The sequence below is a fragment of the Kitasatospora sp. NPDC028961 genome (assembly GCF_055564815.1).
Map to the genome: position 1 here is coordinate 30,756 of NZ_JBVHVO010000033.1, position 24,034 is coordinate 54,789.

Annotated in this window: 24 protein-coding genes; 3 read left to right on the forward strand and 21 right to left on the reverse strand. The window is 71.5% G+C overall.

Translation table 11 applies throughout. From position 1 onward, the window contains the following. Positions 1 to 19 precede the first annotated feature (19 nt). The 17 genes from ACZ4UX_RS33120 to arc all read right to left on the reverse strand — a co-directional run bounded on the left by ACZ4UX_RS33120 (position 20) and on the right by arc (position 16,579). A complete protein-coding gene (locus ACZ4UX_RS33120; RefSeq protein ID WP_329486918.1) occupies positions 20 to 364 on the reverse strand; it encodes a (2Fe-2S)-binding protein in 345 nt (114 codons plus the stop codon). A gap of 94 nt (positions 365 to 458) precedes the next feature. Beyond that, positions 459 to 1,622 carry an NAD(P)/FAD-dependent oxidoreductase gene (locus ACZ4UX_RS33125; RefSeq protein ID WP_465709346.1) on the reverse strand — a complete coding sequence of 388 codons (1,164 nt, stop codon included), beginning with the start codon at positions 1,620 to 1,622 and terminating at the stop codon, positions 459 to 461. A 198-nt stretch (positions 1,623 to 1,820) separates the two neighbouring features. Further along, positions 1,821 to 2,711, reverse strand: a complete 891-nt coding sequence (gene tatC / locus ACZ4UX_RS33130) for a twin-arginine translocase subunit TatC (protein WP_465709365.1) — start codon at positions 2,709 to 2,711, stop codon at positions 1,821 to 1,823. 141 nt (positions 2,712 to 2,852) lie between these two features. Continuing rightward, positions 2,853 to 3,152 carry a Sec-independent protein translocase subunit TatA gene (gene tatA, locus ACZ4UX_RS33135; RefSeq protein ID WP_329486921.1) on the reverse strand — a complete coding sequence of 100 codons (300 nt, stop codon included), beginning with the start codon at positions 3,150 to 3,152 and terminating at the stop codon, positions 2,853 to 2,855. Positions 3,153 to 3,385: 233 nt separating this feature from the next. Next, positions 3,386 to 3,562, reverse strand: a complete 177-nt coding sequence (locus tag ACZ4UX_RS33140) for a hypothetical protein (protein WP_329486922.1) — start codon at positions 3,560 to 3,562, stop codon at positions 3,386 to 3,388. Positions 3,563 to 3,572: 10 nt separating this feature from the next. Further along, positions 3,573 to 3,863 (reverse strand): hypothetical protein, encoded by a 291-nt coding sequence (locus ACZ4UX_RS33145; protein ID WP_329486923.1) that lies wholly within the window; start codon positions 3,861 to 3,863, stop codon positions 3,573 to 3,575. Positions 3,864 to 3,866: 3 nt separating this feature from the next. Further along, positions 3,867 to 4,823, reverse strand: coding sequence for a helix-turn-helix transcriptional regulator (locus tag ACZ4UX_RS33150; protein WP_352290955.1), 957 nt, complete (start codon positions 4,821 to 4,823; stop codon positions 3,867 to 3,869). Beyond that, the gene (locus ACZ4UX_RS33155) at positions 4,820 to 5,836 is read right to left on the reverse strand and encodes a helix-turn-helix transcriptional regulator (protein WP_329486925.1); all 1,017 of its coding nucleotides are present in this window, start codon (positions 5,834 to 5,836) and stop codon (positions 4,820 to 4,822) included. Before ACZ4UX_RS33155 ends, ACZ4UX_RS33150 begins: the two co-directional genes overlap by 4 nt. Before the next feature lie 169 nt (positions 5,837 to 6,005). Next, a complete protein-coding gene (locus ACZ4UX_RS33160) occupies positions 6,006 to 6,380 on the reverse strand; it encodes an FKBP-type peptidyl-prolyl cis-trans isomerase (protein WP_329486926.1) in 375 nt (124 codons plus the stop codon). A 161-nt stretch (positions 6,381 to 6,541) separates the two neighbouring features. Next, positions 6,542 to 7,861: an FKBP-type peptidyl-prolyl cis-trans isomerase gene (locus ACZ4UX_RS33165; protein ID WP_329486927.1), complete on the reverse strand. Its 1,320-nt coding sequence runs from the start codon at positions 7,859 to 7,861 to the stop codon at positions 6,542 to 6,544. A 241-nt stretch (positions 7,862 to 8,102) separates the two neighbouring features. Beyond that, the gene (locus tag ACZ4UX_RS33170) at positions 8,103 to 9,089 is read right to left on the reverse strand and encodes an FKBP-type peptidyl-prolyl cis-trans isomerase (protein WP_329486928.1); all 987 of its coding nucleotides are present in this window, start codon (positions 9,087 to 9,089) and stop codon (positions 8,103 to 8,105) included. A gap of 126 nt (positions 9,090 to 9,215) precedes the next feature. Next, entirely contained in the window at positions 9,216 to 10,577 is a 1,362-nt protein-coding gene (gene pafA / locus ACZ4UX_RS33175) for a Pup--protein ligase (RefSeq protein WP_329486929.1), read from the reverse strand. Positions 10,578 to 10,851: 274 nt separating this feature from the next. Beyond that, positions 10,852 to 11,646, reverse strand: a complete 795-nt coding sequence (gene prcA / locus ACZ4UX_RS33180) for a proteasome subunit alpha (protein ID WP_465709347.1) — start codon at positions 11,644 to 11,646, stop codon at positions 10,852 to 10,854. Between the two features lie 30 nt (positions 11,647 to 11,676). Then, positions 11,677 to 12,519, reverse strand: coding sequence for a proteasome subunit beta (gene prcB, locus ACZ4UX_RS33185; protein ID WP_329486931.1), 843 nt, complete (start codon positions 12,517 to 12,519; stop codon positions 11,677 to 11,679). A gap of 161 nt (positions 12,520 to 12,680) precedes the next feature. After that, positions 12,681 to 12,899 carry a ubiquitin-like protein Pup gene (locus ACZ4UX_RS33190; protein ID WP_329486932.1) on the reverse strand — a complete coding sequence of 73 codons (219 nt, stop codon included), beginning with the start codon at positions 12,897 to 12,899 and terminating at the stop codon, positions 12,681 to 12,683. A gap of 173 nt (positions 12,900 to 13,072) precedes the next feature. Next, positions 13,073 to 14,584 carry a depupylase/deamidase Dop gene (dop, locus tag ACZ4UX_RS33195; protein ID WP_359807198.1) on the reverse strand — a complete coding sequence of 504 codons (1,512 nt, stop codon included), beginning with the start codon at positions 14,582 to 14,584 and terminating at the stop codon, positions 13,073 to 13,075. A gap of 228 nt (positions 14,585 to 14,812) precedes the next feature. Continuing rightward, complete coding sequence (gene arc, locus ACZ4UX_RS33200) at positions 14,813 to 16,579, reverse strand: proteasome ATPase (protein ID WP_465709348.1); 1,767 nt, start codon at positions 16,577 to 16,579, stop codon at positions 14,813 to 14,815. A gap of 285 nt (positions 16,580 to 16,864) precedes the next feature. Here arc and ACZ4UX_RS33205 point away from each other — a divergent pair, with 285 nt between their 5' ends. Further along, positions 16,865 to 17,167 (forward strand): ferredoxin, encoded by a 303-nt coding sequence (locus ACZ4UX_RS33205; protein WP_329486935.1) that lies wholly within the window; start codon positions 16,865 to 16,867, stop codon positions 17,165 to 17,167. A 227-nt stretch (positions 17,168 to 17,394) separates the two neighbouring features. On the opposite strand, the gene ACZ4UX_RS33210 is transcribed toward ACZ4UX_RS33205, so the two are convergent. The 3 genes from ACZ4UX_RS33210 to ACZ4UX_RS33220 form a co-directional block, all read right to left on the reverse strand. Continuing rightward, on the reverse strand, positions 17,395 to 18,000 hold the full coding sequence (locus tag ACZ4UX_RS33210) for a hypothetical protein (protein WP_465709349.1): 606 nt from the start codon (positions 17,998 to 18,000) through the stop codon (positions 17,395 to 17,397). Positions 18,001 to 18,141: 141 nt separating this feature from the next. Further along, a complete protein-coding gene (locus ACZ4UX_RS33215; protein ID WP_465709350.1) occupies positions 18,142 to 19,104 on the reverse strand; it encodes a tRNA (adenine-N1)-methyltransferase in 963 nt (320 codons plus the stop codon). A gap of 45 nt (positions 19,105 to 19,149) precedes the next feature. Next, positions 19,150 to 20,370, reverse strand: a complete 1,221-nt coding sequence (locus ACZ4UX_RS33220; protein WP_465709351.1) for a site-2 protease family protein — start codon at positions 20,368 to 20,370, stop codon at positions 19,150 to 19,152. 172 nt (positions 20,371 to 20,542) lie between these two features. On the opposite strand from ACZ4UX_RS33220, the gene ACZ4UX_RS33225 reads away from it, so the two are divergent. After that, positions 20,543 to 21,463: a RecB family exonuclease gene (locus tag ACZ4UX_RS33225; RefSeq protein ID WP_352290948.1), complete on the forward strand. Its 921-nt coding sequence runs from the start codon at positions 20,543 to 20,545 to the stop codon at positions 21,461 to 21,463. Next, the gene (locus tag ACZ4UX_RS33230; protein ID WP_329486940.1) at positions 21,464 to 22,135 is read left to right on the forward strand and encodes a response regulator transcription factor; all 672 of its coding nucleotides are present in this window, start codon (positions 21,464 to 21,466) and stop codon (positions 22,133 to 22,135) included. A gap of 99 nt (positions 22,136 to 22,234) precedes the next feature. On the opposite strand, the gene ACZ4UX_RS33235 is transcribed toward ACZ4UX_RS33230, so the two are convergent. After that, positions 22,235 to 23,848 carry an ABC transporter substrate-binding protein gene (locus ACZ4UX_RS33235; protein ID WP_329486941.1) on the reverse strand — a complete coding sequence of 538 codons (1,614 nt, stop codon included), beginning with the start codon at positions 23,846 to 23,848 and terminating at the stop codon, positions 22,235 to 22,237. Positions 23,849 to 24,034 lie beyond the last annotated feature (186 nt).

Genomic DNA, 24,034 nt, shown 5'->3' on the forward strand with positions numbered 1-24,034 from the left:
TTCGAACGGTTCAGACGGTTCAGACGGCGAGGTCGGCACGGCCGTTGCCCTCCTGGGTGGTGACGACGGTACCGGGCTCGGCCGGCACCAGACAGGTGCGCTGGTTGGGGCGGCCGTCCACGACGGCCAGGCAGTCGAAGCAGGCGCCGATCCCGCAGAACGCCCCGCGCGGCCTGCCGCCGACCCGGGTGGTGCGCCAGGCCAGCACGCCGTCCGCCCAGAGCGCGGCGGCGATCGACTGGCCAGGCAGGGCCGGCACCGGCCGGCCGTCGAAGTCGATGGTGTGGGCGGGCCCCGGCTCCGCCCCGACCAGCGCGGCCGGGGTCCGGCGTCGCATCGGCGGGTTCATCCGCGCGTTCTCCATTCCGAAGTTCCTCTGATCCGCCCGCGCGGTCCTGCGCCGCGCGGCCGCCCCACCCGGCCTGTCCGTCCCTGAGCCCGTCCGTCCGCGGACGGGCTCACGCCCCGACCGGGAAGCGGTCCGCCCGGAACGGCGCGAGGTCCAGCTCCGGTCGCTTGCCGGTGAGCTGCTCGCTGATCAGCAGCCCGGTCGCCGGGGCGAGCCCGATGCCCGCCCCTTCGTGGCCGCAGGCGTGATGGAGGCCCGGCACCCTCGGGTCGGCGCCGATCGCGGGCAGGTGGTCCGGCAGGTACGGGCGGAACCCCCGGTAGGCGCGGACCACGCTGACGTCGGCGAGCACCGGGAAGAGCGCGGCGGCCTGCGCGGCGAGCCGGTGCAGCACCTCCACCGAGAGGGTCCGGTCGAAGCCGACCCGCTCCCGGCTGGCGCCGATCAGCACCGGACCGCCGGGGGTGCCCTCGACCACCGCCGAGGTCTGCAGTGCGGCCGAACCGCTGGCCACGTCCGCGACGTAGTCGGCCGCGTAGACCTTGCGCCGGACGATCCGCGGCAGCGGTTCGGTCACCAGGACGAAGCCCCGCCGGGGCAGCACCGGCAGGTGCACGCCGGCCAGCGCGGCCAGCTCGCCGCCCCAGGTGCCGGCGGCGTTGACCACGGCCGGCGCCGCCAGCCGGCGCCGGTCGGTGACGACGCCGCGTACGGCGCCGTCCGGCCCAGTGGTCACCGCCCGGACGGTCTCGCCGGTGTGCAGGACCGCGCCCGCGCGGCGGGCGGCGCGCAGCAGGTGCGCGGCGGCCAGCGCGGGCTGGACCTGGGCGTCCTGGGGGTAGAGGAACCCGCCGGCCAGCCCGGGGGCGAGGTGCGGTTCGAGCTCGCGCAGCCGCTCGCCGGGGATCTCCTCGGCGGTGACGCCGACCGTCCCCTGCTCGGCGGCGAAGGCGCGCAGGGCGTCCTGGCGGGCCTGGGTGTCGGCGACCACCAGGCCGCCCTTGGGCTCGTACTCGACGGCGGCGCCGAGCTCCTCGGCGAGCTCGCGCCAGAGCCGGGTGGACAGCAGCGCGAGGTCGAGTTCCGGCCCGGGCTCCTTGTCGGAGACCAGCAGATTGCCCTCACCGGCGCCGGTGGTCCCACCGGCGACCGGTCCCCGGTCGATGACGGCGACGGCGAGCCCGGCGCGGGCGGCGTAGTAGGCGCAGGCGGCGCCGACCACGCCGGCGCCGACCACGACGACATCCAGGGGAGGTCTCTGAGGCGTGGACACCGCAGTAATATGTCACATGCCATCGTGCCTGCCAAGAGCGCCCCGCCGACCGGTCAGCTCCGGGCCGAGAGGCCGGCCCCGGCGCCCCCGTGCACGGCGCCCCACCGGCGGCTTCCCCGACGACGGGGCCCATGCGAAAGACCCCGGCCCCACCGGGAAACGGCGGGGCCGGGGTCTCTTTCGAGGCGGGTCAGCCCATCACGTGATGTCGTCCATCTGCTCGTGCCGGGCGGCCGGCACCGGCGCCGGGATCACCGGCGCGCTCGAGGCCTCGACGGCCTCCGTGCCCCCCACCGGCTGCACCGAGAGGTCCAGGTGCGAGGCCTCCTCGTCGTCCAGCCCGAGGTCCGGGTTGCGACGGGCCTTGCGCCGGTCGTTCACGATGGCGATCCCGACCGCGACGAAGTACAGCGCCCAGATCGGCGCGGCCAGCACCAGCATGCTGACGGGCTCGGCGCTCGGCGTCGCGAAGGCGGCGAAGACGGTGATCCCCAGCACCATGCCGCGCCACCAGCCGAGCAGCCGCTTGCCGGTGACCATGCCGACCATGTTCAGCATCACCAGCAGCAGCGGGAACTCGAAGGCGAGGCCGAAGACCAGCACCATCCGGGTCGCGATGTCGAGGTAGTCCTCGGGCGGCAGGATCGGCGTGGTGTTGTTCGGGGTGAACGAGATCAGTACGTCGACCGTGGTCGGCAGCACCAGGATGGCGCAGGTCACGCCGGCCAGGAACAGCGGCGCCCCGCAGGCCATGAAGATGATCGTGTACTTCTTCTCGTGCCGGTGCAGACCCGGCGCGACGAAGGCCCAGACCTGGTAGAGCCAGACCGGCACGGCCGCGACCACACCGGCCGTCAGCGACACCTTGAGCATCCAGGTGAAACCGGCGGTCAGACCGATGTTGGAGACCTGGGCGCACTTGCCGTGGTACTGGTCGGCGGTCTCCACGGTGCAGTGCGGCAGCGGCTTCAGCAGGAAGTCTTCGAGCTGCTTGTGGTAGATCGCAGCGACGATCGTGATGACCACGATCGCCAGGACCGACTTGACCACCCGGTTCCGCAGTTCCCGCAGGTGGTCGGCGAGGGCCATCCGCCCCTCAGGATCCTTGGACGTCTTCGACGCCTTCGAGAGCTTGCTCAACCCCGGTCCTCAACTCGTGCGTCGAGCCCCGCCGGTCGACGGGCCTCAGTAGTCGCTTGCGTCACGTGCACCACGTGCGCCGCGGACCGCTCAACGCGGGCCGCCACCGTCCGTTCCCGTCCCGGTGGGCTGCTCGGCCACCGGCCGGGCCGTCCCGGACGCCCCCGGCGCGGCCTGGATCGTCTTCGCGGGGTCGGCCGCGACGGCGGGCGCGGGCTGGGCCGGCGCGCTCTCGTCCGCCGCACCGTCCGAACGCATCGCCTTGGTCTCGCTCTTCAGGATCCGCATGGACTGGCCGAGCGAGCGCGCCAGGTCGGGCAGCCGCTTGGCGCCGAAGAGCAGAATGGCAAGAACCACGATCACCAGGATCGCGGTCGGCGAGATCCGCATGTTCGACCACCTTCAGTCATGGCGGCACACCGGCAGGCCACCGCTGCGGGGATGGTAACCGCTGCGAGTGACGCCCTGACGACGGCCGCCCGAACAGGACAGCGGCCCCCGTCGCACTTCAGGAGCCTGCTGAGAGCGTAACCCGCCCGAACCTCCGGGCAGCAGCCCCCGTACCCCCGAAGTCCTCGCGACGGTCAACCGTTACCGGCCGCCCGCCCGGGCCGGCCGCCCGCTCAGCGGCCCGGAACCGCCGCGGCGAGGTCGCCGGCCGCCTCGGCCAGCGCCCGGGAGGCGGTGTCCACTCCCTTGGCCAGCGTCCGCACGTCCAGCCAGAGCCGGATCGCGAGGACACCGAGGACCAGCAGACCGGCGGTGGCGAGCAGGACGGCGGCGACGAGCATCCAGGACATGGCCCCCACCCTATCCGCCGGCTTCGGCCCGACCCGTCCCGCCCGACGGCAGGACGGCCCCCGCCGCACCCGGCCCCCCGGCCGGGACGAGACGCATCGTCCGCACCCCGGCGCCGGTCAGCGCCGACACGATCTTCTCCCCCGCCTGCTTGCGGACCGAGGCGCCGCAGAGCGGGCAGCCGAAGCTGTAGTGCGCCTGGGCCGGCGTCCGGCCCAGCGTGAGGCGGAACTCCTCGGCGGGCAGCTCCACCTTCTCCCGGCACTCCGAGCAGTAGACCTTGAATCTGGTACCCGGCTCCACGGCTCAGACCTGCCCCTCCCCGTAGCCGGCCAGCGCCTCCAGCGCCGCCGACCGCGCCTGCTCGGCGAGCGCCGGCGGCGAGACGATCCGCCCGTCCCGGCCGAGCCGCAGCGCCAGCGGGCGCAGCTGGGACGGGTCGGCGCTGCGCAGGGTGATCCGCAGCCCGCCGTCGGGCAGTTCCTCGGCCCGGTCGTGGGTGTAGTACTCGGCCACCCAGCGCCCGCCGGAGGACACCTCGACCACCACCTCGGGGTCGGTCGCGGACGGGTTGACCAGCCCGCCCGAGAGGTCGCGCGGCTCCCGCCTGGGCGGGTCGGAGGGAATGTCCAGCACCTTGATCTCGGCGACCCGGTCGAGCCGGAACATCCGGTGGTCCTCGGAGGTCCGGCACCAGGCCTCCAGGTACGTGTGGCCCTCGGTGAGCAGCCGGATCGGGTCGACCTCGCGCTCGGTCATGCCGCCGCGCCCGTGCGAGTAGTACCGCAGCCAGAGCCGCCGGCCCTCGCTCAGCGCACGGTCGATGTCCGCGAAGACGTGGCTCTCCGCCTCGAAGGTGACACCGACCCGGGCGCTGCCCTCGGCGCTGTCCCCGGCGGCGTTCTCGATCTTGGCGACGGCCCGGGTGAGCGCCTCCCGGTCACCGGCCCGCAGACCGGGCAGGCCCGCCACCGCGCGGGCGGCGACCAGCAGCGCGGTCGCCTCGTCCGCGGCCAGCCGCAGCGGCTGGGCGACGTCGTCGACGTTGTGCCACCAGATCCGCTCGCCGTCGGTGTCGATGTCGAGCAGGTCACCGCCGCGGAAGCTGGTGCCGCACATCGGCAGCACGTTGAGGTCGCCGATCAGCTCGCGCTCGGTGATCCCGAAGGCCCGGGCCACCTCGGCGACCTCGGCGCCGGGCCGCTCGCGCAGGTAGGTGACCAGCGAGAGCATCCGCCGGGTCTGGTCGATCGCGTTGCTCATGCCCGCACTCCTTCAGCACTCTCCACCGCGGCGCCCTCGGCGCCACCCGCCCCGGCCACCGCGCGCAGCCGCTCGATCACGTCGGCGCGCAGCTCCTCGGGGCCGATCACCAGCACGTCCGGCCCGAACTCGGCGAGGTCGGCGCCGAGCCCGTTGCCGTACGGGATCTCCAGCTCGTCCCAGCCCTCGTCGGCCGCGGACTGCGGCCGGGTGCTCAGCGCCTTGGTGCGCAGCGGGAAGCCGGCACCGCGGCGGACCCTGACGACCGCTGTCGCGGTGGCGCCCTCACCGGCGAACTTGGCGACCGTGGCGCGGACGTCGACGTGCTCGGGGACGGTGCCGAGGAACGCCCCGGAGCGGGTGCGGACCTTGCCGGTGATCCGGCTGAGCCGGAAGACCCGGGCGTCGGAGCGGTCGCGGTCCCAGCCCGCCAGGTACCAGTGGCCGCGCCAGCACTCCAGCGCCCAGGGCTCCACGGTGCGCTGCTCGGCGGCGGCGGCGCCGGCCTTGCGGTACTCGAAGGTGACCGGGCGGCGGTCGCGGGCGGCGGTGAGCAGCGGTTCGAACGCGGCCTCCCGGGCGGGGATGCGCGGTTCGAGGGCGCTGCGGCTCTCGGTCTCGGTGAACGGGACGCCGGCGGCGCGCAGCTTCTGCAGGGCGCCGCTGGCCGCGCCGGACATCTTGGCCTGCTGCCAGACCCGGGCGGCGAGGGTGAGCGCGGCGGCCTCCTCGGCGTCGAGGGCGATCTCCGGCAGCCGGTTGCGGTCGGCGCGGGCGAGGTAGCCGAGCTCGCCGTCCAGGGCGTTCTCGTCGACGTCGATGACCAGACCGAGTTCGCGCAGGTCGTCCTTGTCCCGCTCGAACATCCGGTTGAAGGCGTCCTCGCTGCTGTTCTGCCAGGCCTCGCGGTACGCCTCGATGGATTCCCGCAGCTCCTTCTTGGAGAGCGGACGTCTGGTGTTCATCAGGCACAGGGCGAGATTCATCAGCCGCTCTGCCTTGGCGATCGCCATCGCTGACCCTTCCGGTGTGCCGCGCCGCGCGCGGGGTGCGCCCGCCGGGCAGTGGTCGACCCGGCGGGACCGACCGTACCGGTAGCGGTACGCACTGCAAAAGCCGAGTCCGCGAACGCGCGAGGGCCGCACCCCCGGGGTGGGGGTGCGGCCCTCGGTCACGACCGGCTCAGACGCCCAGCAGGTCGACGACGAAGATCAGGGTCGAGCCCGCCGGGATGAGCGGGGACGGCGACTGGTTGCCGTACGCCAGGTGCGCCGGGATGACCAGCTCGCGGCGGCCGCCGACCTTCATGCCGACGACGCCCTGGTCCCAGCCCTTGATGACGCGGCCGGCGCCGAGCGGGAACTTGAAGCTGCTGCCGCGGTTCCAGCTGGCGTCGAACTCCTCACCGGACTCGAACGTGACGCCGACGTAGTGCACCTCGACGACCTGGCCGGGCTTGGCCTCCTCGCCGGTGCCGACCTCGATGTCGCGGATCTGCAGCTCGGTGGGCGCGTCGCCGCCCGGGAAGTCGATCTCCGGCTTCGTCTTGTTGCTCACATCTGCCTCTTCTCGCGGTTGGTTCGGTTCATGACCAGGCGGCGGGCACCCGTACCCGGTCCGTTACCCGGACCACGGTACGGGCGCCCGCCGCCCGTGCGGGCTCGGCCACGCGGCCGGTCCCGAAGGTCACACACCCACCATTGTCACCCGAAAGTGGATCAGCCCTGACCCGCATCGAGAATGTCGACGACGAACACCAGGGTGGAGTTGGCCGGGATGTCGCCCTGCGCCTGGTCCTTGTAACCCAGCGAGGCGGGGATGACCAGCTCGACGCGGCTGCCCACGGTCTGGCCCTCCAGACCCTGGTCCCAGCCCGCGATGACCTGGCCGCCACCGACCGGGAACGAGAACGCCTGGCCCTTGCTCAGCGAGGAGTCGAAGACCTTGCCGTCCTTGAACAGCGCGCCGGTGTACTGGACGACGACCTTCTCGCCCTTCTCCACCTTCGGGCCGGTGCCCTTGATCAGGACGTGCGACTTCAGCTCGGTCGGGTCGGCGGCGCCGGGGACCGGGGTGATGTCGGCCGGCTTCTTGCCGTTGTCCTTCACCTGCGGGAAGTCCGCGGGCGGCGGGGTCACGGTGCCGCTGAGCACCGCGTCGGGCGCGTTGCTGTTGCGGATGTCGATGACGAAGACCAGGTTGTCCTTGGCCCCGATCGACATGTTCGGGTTGCCCTGCGCGCCGAACGCGGCGGCCGGCGGGGCCACCACGAGCACCCGGCTGCCGGCCTTCTTGCCGACCACGGCCTGGTCCAGCGCCGGGATCAGCGCGTCGGTGCCGGCCTGGAAGATCTGCGGCTTGCCCGCGTCGTCGTACGAGCTCGGGATGTCCTTGCCCGTCGTCCAGTCCTTGGCGGTGTAGTCGACCGAGGTCCAGGAGTTCTTCTCGACCTTGGGGCCGGTGCCCTCGGAGAGGACCTTGACCACGAAGCTGCCGTCGGCCTGGTCGCCGGGCACCTCGATGCCGGCCTTCTTGCCGAACTCGCCGGTGATGGTCGGCAGCACCTTGGCGGTGTCCTTGATCGGCGGCACCGGCTCGGCGGACGGCGTCGGCGGCGCGGACTTGGCCGCGTCGGCCTGCGTGGTGGTGTCCGACTTGGACCCGCCGTCGCGGTTCACCACGTACAGCGTGATGCCGCTGCCGACCAGCAGCAGGGCCAGCACAGTGCCGAGCACCACGCCCAGCCTGCCGACCCCGGGCGGGTTCTCGTCGTACCCGGCCTCCGAGGTGTCCTGGCGGCGCACGTTCGAGGCGAAGATCTGCGGGGCCTCGTCGGTCTTCGTCCCGCCCGCGGCCCGCTTCGCCTGGGCCTCGTCCGGCCGCACCCAGCCGGGCGAGTGCTTCAGGATCGACGGCGGGACGACGATCGACTCACCGTCGCCGGGCAACGGGCCACCGGGCCGCGAGTCGGCCGGGTCACCGGCGGAGTTTCCGTTCGCGGTGCCGGCCCCGCCCGGGCTCGACGCTTTCTCAGACATGACTCCCCATCCATCTCGCCACGAGGTCTTCGAGGTCTTCGGCCGGCGTGGTGAGCGCCGGAGTGCTGTCGCACTGCCGCCCGGAACCCGGACGCCGACGGCGCCTACCACAGTGCGAGGGCAGTATGACAGGTCAGGATGAGGGCGGACGCTTCCGTGTGCGAGCGCCCGCCCAAGCGTACGGACCCCACCCGTCACTTCCTAGGGTCTGCCGGCACCCGGCGCCGGCCGGGGCGCCCGGTCAGACCGCCTCAAGGATGTCGATCACGAACACCAGCGTCGAGTTCGGCGGGACGGAGCCCTGCGCCTGGTCCTTGTACCCGAGGGCCGGCGGCACCACCAGCTCCACCCGGCTGCCGACGGTCTGGCCGACCAGCCCCTTGTCCCAGCCCTCGATCACGCTGCCGGTGCCGATCTGCAGCGCCTGCGCGCCGCCGTGGCTCCAGGACGAGTCGAACTGCTGGCCGTTGCTCCAGAGCACCCCGGTGTACTGCACGACCAGGGTCTGGCCGGACTTCACCGGCTTGCCCTCGCCCTTGATCAGCACGGCCTGCTGGAGGTCGGTGGGCGCGGCCTGGCCTGGCGGGATGGTGATCGTCACAGCGGCCTTGCCGTTGTCCTTCACCTGCGGGAGGTTCGCCGGCGGCTGGGTCATCGTGCCGGAGAGCGTGGAGTCCTGCGGCAGGCTCTCCATGATGTCCAGCACGAACACCACGGTGTCGCCCGGCGCCACCCCGAGCTGGTTGTTGCCCTGGGTGCCGAACGCCGCGGCCGGCGGGGCCACCACCAGCAGCCGGCTGCCGACCTTCTTGCCGATCACGCTCTGGTCGAAGGCGGGCACCAGCTGCCCGCTGCCCGCCTGGTACAGCTGCGGCTTGCCGCCCTCGTCGTAGGAGCTGGGCAGGTCCTTGCCCGTCGTCCAGTCCTTCGCCGAGTAGTTCACCGTCACCCAGTCGCCCTTGTTGACCGTGGAGCGGTCGCCCTCACTGACGGTGTTCACCACGAACTGACCGCTCGGCGCGCCGTCCGGGATGGTGATGGTGGCCTTGCTCCCGAACCCGCCGCCCGACAGGGTCGGCATCGGCGAGGCCTCGTTCACCGGCGCGGGCACCGTGGGGGCCGCGCTGGACGCCGTGGGCGTCGCCGGGCTGGTCGCCTTGGTGGAGCTGCTGCAGGCGACCGCCAACAGCAGGGGCAGGGTGAGAAGCAAACCGGCGGTGCGGCGCACGGCGTTCCTAACTGTCGGTCAAAGTCGGTTCTCCGGACTCGACGGACAGCGTATTCCCCGACGTCGTCCGGCCCCGGTAGACACCACCGGGGCCGGACACCGCAAAGATCACATCGGGACGGGCCCTCACATGCCCGCGATCAGCTTCTCCACTCGCTCGTCCACCGAACGGAACGGGTCCTTGCAGAGCACCGTCCGCTGGGCCTGGTCGTTCAGCTTCAGGTGCACCCAGTCGACCGTGAAGTCCCGGCGCTGCTCCTGCGCCCGGCGGATGAAGTCGCCGCGCAGCCGGGCCCGGGTGGTCTGCGGCGGCACGGACTTGGCCTCGAAGGTCTTGAGGTCGGTGGTCATCCGCTTCGCCTGGCCCTTGCCCTGGAGCAGGTAGAACAGGCCGCGCCGGCGGTGGATGTCGTGGTACGCGAGGTCGATCTGGGCCACCCGCGGGTTGGACATGCTCATCTGGTGCTTCTCGCGGTAGCGCTCGATGAGCTTGTACTTCATGATCCAGTCGATCTCGGTGGCCACCCCGTCCAGCCGGTCGGTGCGGATCGCCTCCAGGGTGCGGCCCCAGAGGTCCAGCACCAGGGCGATGGTGCCGGTGTTGATGCCCTTGCGGTCGGCGAACTCCAGCGCCTTGCTGTAGTACTCCTCCTGGATGTCCAGCGCGCTGGCCTCCCGGCCGTTGGCGAGCCGGACCTGGTGGGTGCCGGTGAGGTCGTGGCTGACCTCGCGGATCGCCCGGATCGGGTTCTCCAGGGTGAGGTCGCGCATCACCACGCCGGCCTCGATCAGCCGGAGCACCAGGTCGGTGGCGCCGACCTTGAGCAGCGTGGTGGTCTCGGACATGTTGGAGTCGCCGACGATGACGTGCAGCCGGCGGTAGCGCTCGGCGTCGGCGTGCGGCTCGTCGCGGGTGTTGATGATCGGGCGGGAGCGGGTGGTCGCGGAGCTGACGCCCTCCCAGATGTGCTCGGCGCGCTGGCTGACGCAGAACACCGCGCCGCGCGGGGTCTGCAGCACCTTGCCGGCGCCGCAGATCAGCTGGCGGGTCACCAGGAACGGGATCAGCACGTCGGCCAGCCGGGAGAACTCACCGTGCCGGGCCACCAGGTAGTTCTCGTGGCAGCCGTAGGAGTTTCCGGCCGAGTCGGTGTTGTTCTTGAACAGGTAGACGTCCCCCGCGATGCCCTCCTCGTGCAGCCGCCGCTCGGCGTCCACCAGCAGCCCTTCGAGGATGCGCTCGCCCGCCTTGTCGTGCGTCACCAGCTCGACGACGTCGTCGCACTCGGGAGTGGCGTACTCGGGGTGGGAGCCCACGTCGAGGTAGAGGCGGGCGCCGTTGCGCAGGAACACGTTGCTGCTGCGGCCCCAGGAGACAACGCGGCGGAAGAGGTAGCGCGCCACCTCGTCCGGTGACAGCCGTCGCTGACCCCGGAACGTGCAGGTGACGCCGTACTCGTTCTCCAGCCCGAAAATTCGACGGTCCATGGCACCTTCTCTCGAAGGAATCACCGGTTTCGGCCGGTGCGCGGATCGGGATCCTGAACTCTGCGGCACCGGGCCGCAGCTGGCCTTGTAGGCCGATCCCCTGCTTCGGCAACGGGCAGGGCTCGTCCGGGGGCGCCGGCCGTCAGGTCGGCGTGGAGCCCCACGGTCTCGACCGCTGGGGAGGAGTCACGAGGCGTCCGTTCTCTGCGTGGGCCACCGGAGGGGGCCCGTACGGCGGCGGGCGACGGCCGCCGTACGGGACTCCTCCGCACTGCTAGTCGGACTGCTCCGACACGTCCGGCACGTCCGACCGGTCGGCCGGCGGCTTGGCCGCCGGCTTCTCGTCCTCGTCCGTCTCGGCGGACTCGTCGCCGTCGAGCAGCCGGGCGAGCTGGCCGCCCAGGATGCGCTTGAACTTGCGCTGCTGGAAGCGCTGGCGGTCCAGGACCGCCACCTCCAGCTGCTCGGGGGTCATGGTCCGCGGGGTGCCGCCGTTGGGGTCCCGGGCGAGCGAGTCCACCGCGACCTTGATCGCGTCGGTCAGGGACAGCCCGCTGCGGTGCCGCTGGCCCAGGTAGTTGCCGATCGAGTCGGCGTTGCCCCCGACCACCACGTAGTTCTTCTCGTCGACGACCGAGCCGTCCGGGGTGAGCCGGTAGATCTGGTCCTCGTCCGGGGTGCGGCCGACCTCGGCCACGATCAGCTCGACCTCGTACGGCTTCTCGCCGACCGAGGAGAAGATGGTGCCGAGCGTCTGGGCGTAGACGTTGGCCAGGCCCCGGGCGGTGACGTCGGCCCGGTCGTAGGAGTAGCCGCGCAGGTCGGCGTAGCGGACGCCGCCGATCCGCAGGTTCTCGAACTCGTTGTAGCGGCCGACCGCCGCGAAGGCGATCTTGTCGTAGATCTCGGAGACCTTGTGGAGCGCCCGCGAGGTGTTCTCCGCGACGAAGACGATGCCGTCGGCGTAGGTGAGCACGACCACGCTGCGACCACGCGCGATGCCCTTGCGGGCGTACTCCGCGCGGTCCGCCATGGCCTGCTGGGGCGAGACGTAGAACGGTGTCGACACCGGCGGTCGTCCCTTCCTTGGTAGGTGTGGCTAGAGCAGCGGGGCCTGCGGGCCGTTGGGGCGGATGAGGCGCTCGTCGGTGATCGAGACGGCGATCGCGGAGACCTCGGCCTCGGTGAGCCGGCGGAAGCCGTCCTCGGTGATCAGCGAGACGATCGGGAAGATCTTCCGGGCGAGGTCCGGACCGCCGGTGGCGGAGTCGTCGTCGGCCGCGTCGTAGAGCGCCTGGACGACCAGGGTGGCGGCCTGCTCGGCGGTCAGGTCCGCGCGGTAGAGCTTCTTCATCGAGCCGCGGGCGAACACCGAGCCGGAGCCGGTGGCGGCGAACCCGCGCTCCTCGGAGCGGCCGCCGGTGACGTCGTAGGTGAAGATCCGGCCGCGACCGAGGTCGAGGTCGTAACCGGCGAAGAGCGGGACGACCGCGAGGCCCTGCATCGCCATGCCGAGGTTGCCCCGGATCATGGTGGTGAGGCGGTTGGCCTTGCCCTCCAGCGAGAGCACGGTGCCCTCGATCTTCTCGTAGTGCTCCAGCTCCAGCTGGAACAGCCGGACCATCTCGACGGCGAGGCCGGCGGTGCCGGCGATGCCCACCGCGCTGTACTCGTCGGCCGGGAAGACCTTCTCGATGTCACGCTGGGCGATCACGTTGCCCATGGTCGCCCGGCGGTCACCGGCGATGACCACACCGCCGTCGAACACCGCCGCGACGATCGTCGTCCCGTGCGGGGCCTCGACGACCGCTCCCATGGGCAGCTCGCGGCGCCCGGGGATCAGCTCCGGCTGGTGGTCGGCCAGGAAGTCGAGGAACGAGGAGGACCCCGGGGTCAGGAAGGCAGCCGGTAGACGCCCGGTGCCACGAGTGTTGGCTTCCACACGATTCCTTCCAGGTAGCTTGAAGCGCACGCTGCCCGCACCCTACCCGCCGACGATCACCGTCCATGCGTGGTGGGCCGGACCGGGGCGGACGGGCGGCCGTTGCCGCCCGTCCGCCCTCGGCGGTCGCGACCGTGAATTCCCTGAATGCCCGAACGGGGCTACTCGCCGCCCTTTTGCACGAATTGGCGTACAAAATCCTCGGCATTCGACTCGAGGACCTCGTCGATTTCGTCGAGAACCGCGTCGACGTCGTCGCCGAGCTTTTCCTGGCGCTCCTTGAGGTCGTCGGAATTCTGCGCTTCCGCGGCCTGCTCCTCGACCTCCTCGGAGGAGCGGTTCGCCCGCTGCTGGCCGCCGTCGGTGTCCTTGCTCGCCATTTCCCTCACCCCGCTCGATCTGTCTGGCACGGTTTGGTCGCTGCTTGCTGCACCGACCCTATACACAGGGCGCGGCTACCGCTTCCGGTTTGCCGTGGCGCTTCCTGTCCAACACCCGCTGTCACCCCGGATGATTCCCATTCGGCGGACGTTCACCCGTGGTGATCGAAAAGTTACCCGCCGGCCAGCACCCGGAGCAGGTCCTCGGCCGTGCGGCAGCGGTCCAGCAGCTCCTTGACGTGGTTGCGGGTGCCGCGCAGCGGCTCCAGCGTCGGGACCCGCTGGAGCGAGTCGCGGCCGGGCAGGTCGAAGATCACCGAGTCCCACGAGGCGGCTGCCACGTGGTCCGCGTACTGCTCCAGACAGCGCCCGCGGAAATAGGCCCTGGTGTCCTCCGGAGGCTTGGAGACGGCCCGCTCGACCTCCTCGTCGGTCAGCAGCCGCTCGAACCGCCCACGGGCCACCAGACGGTTGTAGAGGCCCTTCTCGGGCCGTACGTCGCTGTACTGCAGGTCGACCAGGTGCAGCCGGGAGTTGTCCCACTCCAGCGCGTCGCGGCTGCGGTAGCCCTCCAGGATCTCCCGCTTGGCGATCCAGTCCAGCTGCCGGGAGAGCGACATCGGATCGCGCTCCAGCCGCCCCAGCACGTCCTCCCAGCGCGCCAGGACGTCCACCGTCTGCTCGTCGGCGTCGGTGCCGAAGCGGTCCTCGACGTACTTGCGGGCCAGCTCGAAGTACTCCAGCTGGAGCTGGACGGCGGTGAGCCGGCGCCCGTTGCGCAGCGTGATGAGGTGCTTCAACGACGGGTCGTGGGAGATCCGGTGCAGGGTGCGCACCGGCTGGTCGACGGCGAGGTCGGCGGCGATGAAGGAGTCCTCGATCATCGCCAGTACCAGGGAGGTGGTCCCGAGCTTGAGGTAGGTGGAGATCTCGGAGAGGTTGGCGTCCCCGATGATCACGTGCAGCCGGCGGTACTTCTCGGCGTCGGCGTGCGGTTCGTCGCGGGTGTTGATGATCGGCCGCTTGAGCGTCGTCTCCAGGCCGACCTCGACCTCGAAGTAGTCGGCGCGCTGGCTGATCTGGAAGCCGTTCGCCGAGCCGTCCTGGCCGATGCCGACGCGGCCGGCGCCGGTGACCACCTGGCGGGAGACGAAGAACGGGGTGAGGTGGCGGACGATGTCGGCGAACGGCGTCGCCCGCTTCATCAGGTAGTTCTCGTGGGTGCCGTAGGAGGCGCCCTTGTTGTCGGTGTTGTTCTTGTACAGGTGGATCGTCTGCCCGTTGGGCAGTTCCAGGGCGCGCTGGGCGGCGGCCGCCATGACCCGCTCGCCGGCCTTGTCCCAGAGCACGGCGTCGCGCGGGTTGGTCACCTCGGGCGAGCTGTACTCGGGGTGCGCGTGGTCCACGTAGAACCGCGCGCCGTTGGTGAGGATGATGTTCGCGAGGCCGATGTCCTCGTCGGTCAGCTGGCTGGCGTCCGCCACGTCGCGCGCGAGGTCGAAGCCCCGGGCGTCGCGCAGCGGATTCTCCTCCTCGAAGTCCCAACGGGCCCGCCGTGCCCGGTGCATCGCCGCCGCGTACGCGTTGACGATCTGGGACGAGGTGAGCATGGCGTTGGCGTTGGGGTGCCCGGGTACGGAGATCCCGTACTCGGTCTCGATGCCCATCACGCGCCGTACGGTCATGCGGCCCTCCTTGCCCGGTGTACCGCCCCCCACGGGCGGAACACGCTGACGTACCGCTGAACAACACCGACGCGGGCGGTGTGCCCGCGAACGGTGGGTCGAGCCTAGAACGCGGCACCGACAGGCGGGCCCCGAGACGCGCCGTCCGGCTGCGGGGCCGCGAGGCGCCACAGCCGGACGGGGTGCGTGCTGGTCCGGGGTCCGCTGCCGGCGCCCGGAGTGGTGCGGTTACAGGTACTGCCCGGTGTTGGCGACGGTGTCGATGGAGCGGCCGGACTCGGCGCCCTGCTTGCCGGTGACGAGCGTGCGGATGAAGACGATCCGCTCGCCCTTCTTGCCGGAGATCCGGGCCCAGTCGTCCGGGTTGGTGGTGTTGGGCAGGTCCTCGTTCTCCTTGAACTCGTCCACGCAGGCGGCGAGCAGGTGGGAGACGCGCAGACCGCGCTGGCCGTGGTCGAGGAAGTCCTTGATGGCCATCTTCTTCGCACGGTCGACGATGTTCTGGATCATCGCGCCGGAGTTGAAGTCCTTGAAGTACAGGACCTCCTTGTCACCGTTGGCGTAGGTGACCTCCAGGAAGCGGTTCTCCTCGGTCTCGGTGTACATCCGCTCGACGACCGCCTGGATCATCGCCACCACGGTGGCCTCGACGGAGCCGTCGTGCTCCTTGAGGTCGTCCGGGTGGAACGGCAGCGAGCCCTTGAGGTACTTGGAGAAGATGTCCTTCGCGGCCTCGGCGTCCGGGCGCTCGATCTTGATCTTGACGTCCAGGCGGCCGGGCCGCAGGATCGCCGGGTCGATCATGTCCTCGCGGTTCGAGGCGCCGATGACGATGACGTTCTCCAGGCCCTCCACGCCGTCGATCTCGGCGAGGAGCTGGGGGACGATGGTGTTCTCCACGTCCGAGCTGACGCCCGAACCGCGGGTGCGGAAGAGCGACTCCATCTCATCGAAGAAGACGATGACGGGGGTGCCCTCGCTCGCCTTCTCCCGAGCCCGCTGGAAGACCAGGCGGATCTGCCGCTCGGTCTCGCCGACGTACTTGTTGAGGAGCTCGGGGCCCTTGATGTTGAGGAAGTAGCTCTTGCCCTGGGGCCGGCCGGTGACCTCGGCGACCTTCTTGGCGAGCGAGTTGGCCACCGCCTTGGCGATCAGCGTCTTGCCGCAGCCGGGCGGGCCGTAGAGCAGGACGCCCTTGGGCGGGCGCAGCTCGTACTCCTTGAAGAGCTCGGCGTGCAGGTAGGGCAGCTCGACCGCGTCGCGGATCAGCTCGATCTGGTTGCTGAGACCGCCGATCTGGCGGTAGTCGATGTCGGGGACCTCTTCGAGGACGAGCTCCTCGACCTCGGACTTGGGCACGACCTCGTAGACGTAGCCCGAGCGGGGTTCGAGCAGCAGGGCGTCCCCCGCCCGGATGGTGAGCTCGCGCAGCGGTTCGGCGAGGCGCACCACCCGCTCCTCGTCGGTGTGGCCGATGACCAGGGCGCGTTCGCCGTCCTCCAGGACCTCCTTGAGGGTGACGATGTCGCCGATGCGCTCGAAGGCCATCGCGTCCACGATGTTGAGGGCCTCGTTGAGCATCACCTCCTGGCCGCGCCGCAGCTCGTCGAGGTCGACGTTGGGGCTGACGTTCACGCGGAGCTTGCGCCCCCCGGTGAAGATGTCGGCGGTGCCGTCCTCGTTCTGGCTGAGGAAGGTGCCGAATCCGGCCGGGGGCTGTGCCAGCCGGTCCACTTCCTCCTTGAGGGCCACGATCTGGTCGCGGGCCTCTCGCAGGGTGGAGGCGAGCCGTTCGTTCTGGGCGGACACGCCGGCCAGGTTGGTCTGGAGCTCGACGATCCGCTCTTCGAGGATTCTCGAATTGCGCGGCGAGTCGGCGAGCTTGCGGCGCAGCACGGCGATTTCCTGCTCAAGGTACGAGACCTGAGCGGCCTCGTCGGAACCACGAGCGGGCCGGCCGGTGCTGCGGTTGTAGTCGTCATCGTGGGCTGCCACGGTCCTCACCTCCTCCGGGGAGCTGGACGCTTCCAGACCCTACCTGGGACCAGGGGTCCGTAAACCCCTAGATCAAGAAAGATGGAACGGGCGTGTCCGATCTTCGCCCTCGCGTGCTTCCCCTCTGCTTAGGGGATACCCAGCGCGCACCACCCAAAGCCGACCAGATGTATCGTCGAACGAGTCGATATCCGATCGCGACCGAGGGTCGCGGTCAGATCGTTGTACGAATGGCGGGATTGCCTCCCAATTGGGGGCGACCCGGGACAGAAACGGCAGGGGACCATGTCGGTGACCGAAGAGGCGAAGGCCGGCGAGGCGCTGGAGGTGTGGATCGACCAGGATCTGTGCACCGGCGACGGCATCTGCGCGCAGTACGCGCCCGAGGTCTTCGAGCTGGACATCGACGGCCTCGCCTATGTGAAGGGCTCGGACGACGAGTTGCGCCAGCAGCCCGGCGAGACCGTGCCGGTGCCGCTGACGCTGCTTCAGGACGTGGTGGACTCGGTGAAGGACTGCCCGGGCGACTGCATCCACGTGCGCCGGGTCTCCGACCGGGCCGAGGTCTACGGCCCGGACGCCGAGTAGCCCCGGCCCGCGGGCACCCGCCCCGAGGCGACCGCGATCCCGCCCCGAGCCGAAGGGGCGCGCCGGTGCCGAAAGGGAGAAGCGAGGACACCCCGAGGAACGAGGGGTGTTGGAGCGCCGACCGTCGGCACCGGGTCAAGCGCCCCGGAGGCGAGCGGGCGAGGACACTGAGCGCCGACCGTCGGCACCGGGTCGAAGCGCCCCGGAGGCGAGCGGGCGAATAGCAGTCAGGCCTGCGCCAGTGGAGCGGTGGTCTGGGAGCGGTTCCAGCCGGCGTCCTTGCGCGTCCAGGTGAGGTCGAGTGAGATGTCCGGGCTGAACCGCGGCACGTCGTCGCCGGAGTACCCCTGCGCGTGGCCGGTGATGGTGCCGTCGCTGCGCAGGCCGAGCCTGCCGACGGTGAGGTTCTCGCGCTCGGAGAGCAGGGTGGCCACCACGACGGGCCGGCCGTCGGGGCCGGGGCCGAGCAGGTAGACGGCGTCCGGCGGGGTGCCGTTCTCGGCCGCGCAGTGCGCGGCGGCGACGGTACCGGGCCGGCCGTCGCCGAGGTCGGCGGCGAAACTGACGGATATCTTGACCGGGAACGGGCCGCAGTCCAGCGGGAGTTCGGCCTTGGCCGGATCGGGCGCGGCGGCGGCCGGGAGGGCCTTCACGGTGGGGCGGGCCGGTTTCGGCGTCCCGGTGGCCGGATCCGCGGCGAGCACGGTGGCCACCACGGCGGCGCAGCCGCCGATCGCGAGGGCCCAGTGCCAGGGGGCCGATCGGGCGTGTCCGGGCCCGCTGCGGGCCTGCGGTGTCTGCTGCTCAACCCTCGCCGTGACCGCGGTCTCCACCAGGCGTCCCCTCCAGTGGGTCGGTGTGAGCGAGCATCGTCCCACACCGGCGTGGACGGGGGGTGGCGCGGGTGCGGGGGTAGCACGAAGGGGTGGTACGCGGGCGCGAAACCCGCTGTACCACCCCTGGTGGACGTACCGTCAGCCGAGCTGCTCCGGCTGCTCGACGTCGCCGGTGCGGGCGGCGGCCCGGGCGGCGGCGCGCTCCTGCAGGCTCGGCTCGGCCGAGCCGTTGTCGTAGTCCTCGCCGTACGCGCCCTTGGCCGGGCGGCGGCGGCGCAGCGGCGGCTCGACGCCGTCGGCGAGGCGGCGGGAGGTGAGCAGGAAGCCGGTGTGCCCGATCATCCGGTGGTCCGGGCGAACGGCCAGGCCCTCCAGGTGCCAGGTGCGGACCATGGTCTCCCAGGCCTGCGGCTCGGTGAAGGTGCCGTGCTCGCGCAGCGCCTCGACGGTCTTCGACATCTGCGTGGTGGTGGCCACGTAGCAGCAGATGAGGCCGCCGGGGACGAGCGCCTTGGAGGCGACGTCCAGGCACTCCCAGGGGGCCAGCATGTCGAGGATGACGCGGTCGACGTCGGACTCCACCAGGTTGTCCTGGAGGTCGCCGACGGTGAGCTTCCACGCCGGGTGGGGCCCGCCGAAGTAGCGCTCGACGTTGCTCCGGGCGATGTCGGCGAAGTCCTGCCGACGCTCGTAGGAGGCCAGCATGCCGGTGTCGCCGACGGCGCGCAGCAGGTAGGTGGAGAGCGCGCCGGAGCCGACGCCGGCCTCGACCACGCGGGCGCCGGCGAAGATGTCGGCCATGGCGAGGATCTGCCCGGCGTCCTTCGGGTAGATCACGGCGGCGCCGCGCGGCATGGACAGGACGTAGTCGGGGAGCAGGGGGCGCAGCGCGAGGTACGGGACGTTCCCCGTGGTGCGCACGACCGTGCCCTCGGGGGCGCCGATCAGCTCGTCGTGCGGGAACGCACCCTTGTGGGTGTGGAACTGGTTCCCGGCCTGGAGCGTGAACGTGTAGTGGCGGCCCTTCGGGTCGGTCAGCTGGACCTGGTCCCCGACCTGGAAGGGCCCGCGTCGGCGGGTGGCACCGGTCGGTTCGGACATGCGGACAATCCTAAGGGAAGCAGGCGCTCCGCCCGACCACGATGATCACCGGCCGGCGATCGCGGCGGTCAGCCGCCGCTCGATGTCGCTGAGCGTGGCGACGCCGTAGACCCGGCCGTCGGCCTCCACCACCAGGTACTCGGTGGCCGGGTGGGCCCGCAGGGCGCGCAGCAGGTCCTCGCCGGCGAGTTCGACGGGCAGCCGCAGACCCGGTTCGAGGTCGCGGGCCAGTGCGCCGACGGCGATCCAGGGGCGGCGGTGCTCGGGGACCTCGCGGACCTGGGACTCGCGGACCAGGCCGATCGGGTCGCCGCGGCCGTCGACCACGACGACGGCGCCGGCCTGCTGCTCGCGGACCCGGCGCAGCGCCTCGCCCAGCGGGGTGTCCGCGCTGACCTCGACGCCCCGGCGGACGAGGTCGCGCAGCCGCAGGTCGGGCAGCACCTCCTTGAGCCGGGCCTGCTGCACGCCGGCGCCGGCGCCGTTCCAGATGATCACGGCCAGGACGGCGGCCAGCACGGCGTCGATCAGGGTGTCGGTGGTGGTCCGGTCGGCGCCGCGGGCGGCGCCGAGCAGCGGCAGGCCGATCAGGACGGCGACGGCCAGCACGCGGCCGGCCCAGGCGGCGGCGACGGTGCCGGTCATCGGCCGGCCGGTGACGGCCCAGACGACGGCGCGCAGCATCCGCCCGCCGTCCAGCGGGAGGCCGGGCAGCAGGTTGAAGGCGGCGACGACGAGGTTGGAGACCATCAGGCCGGTGAGCAGCACGCCGGGGACGCTGGAGAGCTCGACGGCCTGGACGGCGAGGTAGAAGACGCCGCCGAGGAGCAGCGAGAGCAGCGGGCCGACGAAGGCCAGCCAGAACTCCCGCCAGGGGCTGTCGGCCTCCTTCTCGATCTCGGAGACGCCGCCGAGGAACTGCAGCCGGATGCGGCGGACCCCGAGCCGGTAGCGGAGCGCGACCACGGTGTGGGCGAGCTCGTGGATCAGGACGGAGCCGTAGAACGCCACCGCGAAGAAGAACGCGACCAGGTAGCGGTTGGCGCCGAGCCCGGGCAGGACGTTCTCCAGCTGGCCGCCGAAGACCCAGGTGATCAGCGCGGCGATGACGAACCAGGAGGGGGTGACGTAGACGGGTACGCCGAAGGGCCGGCCCATCAGGATGCCGTTGCGGCCCTCCGGCTCCTCGGGCGGCCGGGGACCGGGCCGGGAGTCGCCGTCCTGCGGGGGCCGGTCGGAGGTCTGACGCCCCCTGCTGTCGCTCACCGTGATCCCTTCGGTCGGTTCACTGTCGTGCGCCGTGCGCCGGTGCGCCCACGCTACGTGATCAGGGCCGGGTACCGTCGCGCGCCCCTCTCGCAGGGTTCTTACCCACTGGGAGGCCGGTGTGGCAGCACCGTGGCAGCGGGATGACAGCTCAGGGCAATAGGGTCGGGGTATGCAGCAGACCGACACCAGCAGCGCCGTCGTGGCCCCGGCGCGTCCACCGGCGCCGCCGACCGGCCTGTCCCCGTCCCGCGCGGGGGACTTCCTGACCTGCCCGCTGCTGTACCGGCTCCGGGTGATCGACAAGCTGCCGGAGCCCCCGAGCGCGGCGGCGACCCGGGGCACCCTGGTGCACGCGGTGCTGGAGCGGCTGTTCGACAGCCCGGCGGCCGACCGGACGCCGGAGCGGGCCCTGGGGCTGCTGCGGCCGCAGTGGGAGCGGCTGCTGGGCGAGCGCCCGGAGCTGGTCTCGCTGTTCCCGGAGGACCCGGACGGCGCGGCGCTGACCCGCTGGCTGGCGGACGCCGAGAAGCTCGTCGAGCGCTGGTTCCGGCTGGAGGACCCGACCCGGCTGCATCCGGTGGAGCGGGAGCTCTACGTGGAGACGGCCCTGGAGTCGGGCCTGCTGCTGCGCGGCTACATCGACCGGGTCGACGTCGCGCCCACCGGCGAGGTGCGGCTGGTGGACTACAAGACCGGCCGGGCGCCCTCGCGGGACTTCGAGGGCAAGGCGATGTTCCAGATGAAGTTCTACGCGCTGGTGGTGTGGCGGTGGAAGGGCGTGATCCCCAAGCGGCTGCAGCTGGTCTACCTCGGCGGGGGCGGGGACGTGGTCAGCTACGACCCGGACGAGGCGGACCTGCTCGCGGTGGAGCGCAAGCTGCAGGCGCTCTGGGAGCGGATCGGCGAGGCGGTGGCCACCGGCGACTTCCCCGCGACCCGCAACCGGCTCTGCGACTGGTGCGACCACCAGGCCAGTTGCCCGGAGTTCGGCGGCACTCCCCCGCCGTACCCGCTGCCGCTGGCGCTGCCGACGGCACGAACGTCTGACGAGGACGATCCCACGGGGGATCCGATGAGCAAGGAGTCCTAGGTGACGATCCGAGTGCTGCTGGTCGACGACCAGCCGCTGCTTCGCACCGGTTTCCGGATGATCCTGGAGGCCGAGGCCGACCTGGTGGTGGTCGGCGAGGCCGGCGACGGTCAGCAGGCGCTGGACCAGGTCCGGGCACTACAGCCCGACGTGGTGCTGATGGACATCCGGATGCCCCGGATGGACGGCGTGGAGGCGACCCGCCGGATCGCCGGCCCGGGCCGCGACGGCCCGGCGAAGGTCCTGGTGCTGACCACCTTCGACCTCGACGAGTACGTGGTCGAGGCGCTGCGCGCGGGCGCCAGCGGCTTCCTGCTGAAGGACGTGCCGGCCGAGGAGCTGGTGCAGGCGATCCGGGTGGTCGCGGACGGCGCGGCGATGCTCGCGCCGAGCATCACCCGGCGGCTGCTGGACATGTACGCCACCAAGCTGCCCTCGGGCGAGGAGGCGCCGCCGCAGGCGCTGAACGCGCTGACCGAGCGTGAGCTGGAGGTGCTGAAGCTGGTGGCGCGCGGCCTGTCGAACGCGGAGATCGCGGCGGAGCTGTTCGTCAGCGAGACCACGGTGAAGACGCACGTCGGCCATGTGCTGACCAAGCTTCAGCTGCGGGACCGGGTCCAGGCCGCGGTCTACGCGTACGAGAGCGGGCTGGTGCGCCCCGGCGCGCTCTGAGCCCGGACCGGTCCGGACATGACGGTGGCCCGTCCGCTCCCCTTGCACCCTGGGGGGAGTGGACGGGCCACCGTGCTGAGGGTCACCCGGTGGAACGGGTCACTTGCCGAGTCGGCCGATCTCCCAGAAGCGGAAGAAGCCGGTGGTGTCCACGGTCGACTCCACGCCGGTGATGTTCGAACGCGAGGCGAAGAAGGCCTTGTTCTGGAACAGCGGGATCAGCGGCGCGTTGTCGGCGACGATGCCCTGGATCTGCGCGTAGGTGGCGGCCGCGGCGGCGCGGTCGGCCTGCTTGAGGCTCTCGGGCACCAGCTTCTGGCTGATCCGCGGGTCGTCCCAGCCGTGGTGGTAGGCCCCGCCCTCGACGATCAGCGGCGCGACGTAGTTGTCCGCGTCCGGGTAGTCGGCGAACCAACCGATGGTGTAGGCCTGGTACTTGCCCTCGACCCAGCCCTTCTTGTAGACGTCCCAGTCCGCCTCGTGCTGGACGGTCACCTGGAAGACGCCGCCGGCCTCCAGCTGCTTCTTCAGCGCGTCGGCCTCGGCGCCCTCGGCGCGCGAGCGCGACCAGGTGAGGTTCAGCTTGACCGGCATCGGGACCTTGGCCGCGGTGAGGATCGCCTTGGCCTTGGTGACGTCCTGGTCGCCGTACTTGTCGAAGAAGGCGGTGTTGTGGCCGGCTACACCGGCCGGGACCATCGAGTAGAGCGGCTGGACGGTGCGCGCGAAGACGTCGCGGGCGAGCGACTTGCGGTCGATCAGCTGGGCGGCGGCCTGCCGGACGGCGACGTTGCCGCCGGTCGCGTCCTTGGTGTTGAAGACCAGGTAGCGGGTGTCGTTGCTGTCGCCCTCGACGACCTGCAGGTCGCTCTTGCCGCCCTGCTGGTCGGACAGGACCTGGGCCGCGGTGTTGGGCTCCAGGCTGTTGTCGGCGAGGTCGATGTCGCCCTTGTCGAGCGCGGCCTTCAGCTCGGCCGGCTTGTCGAAGTACCGGAGGGTGAACTTCTTGTTCCGGAGCTTGGCGTCGCCGGTGTACTTGTCGTTCGGGGACAGCGCGACCTTGCCGGGGACCTTGGCGCCGCCCTCGATGGTCGTGGTCTCGATCGAGTCGATCTTGTACGGGCCGGAGCCGACCAGCTTGTCGTTGGCGAGCAGCTTGTCGGCCGGGAAGACCTCCTGGTCGACGATGGCGCCCGCCGGGCCCGCGAGCTTCGCGGGGAGCGTCGCGTCCGGCGCCGAGAGGTGGAAGACCACCTCGGTGTCGCCCTTGGCCTCGACCGACTTGATCGACTCCAGCAGGCCCGCCGGGCCGCTCTGGTCGGCGATCTTCTTCGTCCGGTCGATGGAGAAGGCGACGTCGGCGGCGGTCAGCGCGTGGCCGTTGGAGAACTTCAGGCCGCCCTTGAGCGTGCAGTGGTACTGGGTGACGTCGCCGGCGGTGAACTCGCAGGACTGCGCGGCGTCCGGGCCGGGGGTGCTGGAGGCGGCCGGGTAGGACAGCAGCGACTGGAAGGTGTTGCGCAGCAGCAGCCAGGAGCCGGCGTCGTACGCGCCGGCCGGGTCCAGCGTGTTGGTGACCGAGGTGGTCCCCATCGTGATCGCCTTGTCGCCGTCCCCCTTGACGGCGTCGGTGACCGAGCCGCAGCCGGCCACCGAGACGGCCACCAGGCCGGCGCAGCCGAGCACTGCCAGTCGTTCAGCTGAAGTCTTCACGGGTCGCGTCCTTCGGGTGCGGTCCGGCCGGGGGCCGGCGGCCCGCGCTCGGTTGATCCTCCGGGGTCGTGGAGGTCGTGCACGGACCGGGCGCCGTGCGACCGCGGGCAGGACGGGGTTGCCCGTCAGCGGCGATGGCAGGGCTCGGGGGTGGGGAACGAACTGGAGTAGCGTGCCATATCGAAC

What these genes read in the sequence shown, in the direction of transcription:
- ACZ4UX_RS33120 (WP_329486918.1), bottom strand. Translation starts at nt 364, where the DNA reads ATGGAGAACGCGCGGATGAACCCGCCGATGCGACGCCGGACCCCGGCC.
- tatC (WP_465709365.1), bottom strand. Translation starts at nt 2,711, where the DNA reads ATGGCCCTCGCCGACCACCTGCGGGAACTGCGGAACCGGGTGGTCAAG.
- tatA (WP_329486921.1), bottom strand. Translation starts at nt 3,152, where the DNA reads ATGCGGATCTCGCCGACCGCGATCCTGGTGATCGTGGTTCTTGCCATT.
- ACZ4UX_RS33140 (WP_329486922.1), bottom strand. Translation starts at nt 3,562, where the DNA reads ATGTCCTGGATGCTCGTCGCCGCCGTCCTGCTCGCCACCGCCGGTCTG.
- ACZ4UX_RS33150 (WP_352290955.1), bottom strand. Translation starts at nt 4,823, where the DNA reads ATGAGCAACGCGATCGACCAGACCCGGCGGATGCTCTCGCTGGTCACC.
- ACZ4UX_RS33155 (WP_329486925.1), bottom strand. Translation starts at nt 5,836, where the DNA reads ATGGCGATCGCCAAGGCAGAGCGGCTGATGAATCTCGCCCTGTGCCTG.
- ACZ4UX_RS33165 (WP_329486927.1), bottom strand. Translation starts at nt 7,861, where the DNA reads ATGTCTGAGAAAGCGTCGAGCCCGGGCGGGGCCGGCACCGCGAACGGA.
- pafA (WP_329486929.1), bottom strand. Translation starts at nt 10,577, where the DNA reads ATGGACCGTCGAATTTTCGGGCTGGAGAACGAGTACGGCGTCACCTGC.
- ACZ4UX_RS33190 (WP_329486932.1), bottom strand. Translation starts at nt 12,899, where the DNA reads ATGGCGAGCAAGGACACCGACGGCGGCCAGCAGCGGGCGAACCGCTCC.
- dop (WP_359807198.1), bottom strand. Translation starts at nt 14,584, where the DNA reads ATGACCGTACGGCGCGTGATGGGCATCGAGACCGAGTACGGGATCTCC.
- ACZ4UX_RS33205 (WP_329486935.1), top strand. Translation starts at nt 16,865, where the DNA reads ATGTCGGTGACCGAAGAGGCGAAGGCCGGCGAGGCGCTGGAGGTGTGG.
- ACZ4UX_RS33215 (WP_465709350.1), bottom strand. Translation starts at nt 19,104, where the DNA reads ATGTCCGAACCGACCGGTGCCACCCGCCGACGCGGGCCCTTCCAGGTC.
- ACZ4UX_RS33225 (WP_352290948.1), top strand. Translation starts at nt 20,543, where the DNA reads ATGCAGCAGACCGACACCAGCAGCGCCGTCGTGGCCCCGGCGCGTCCA.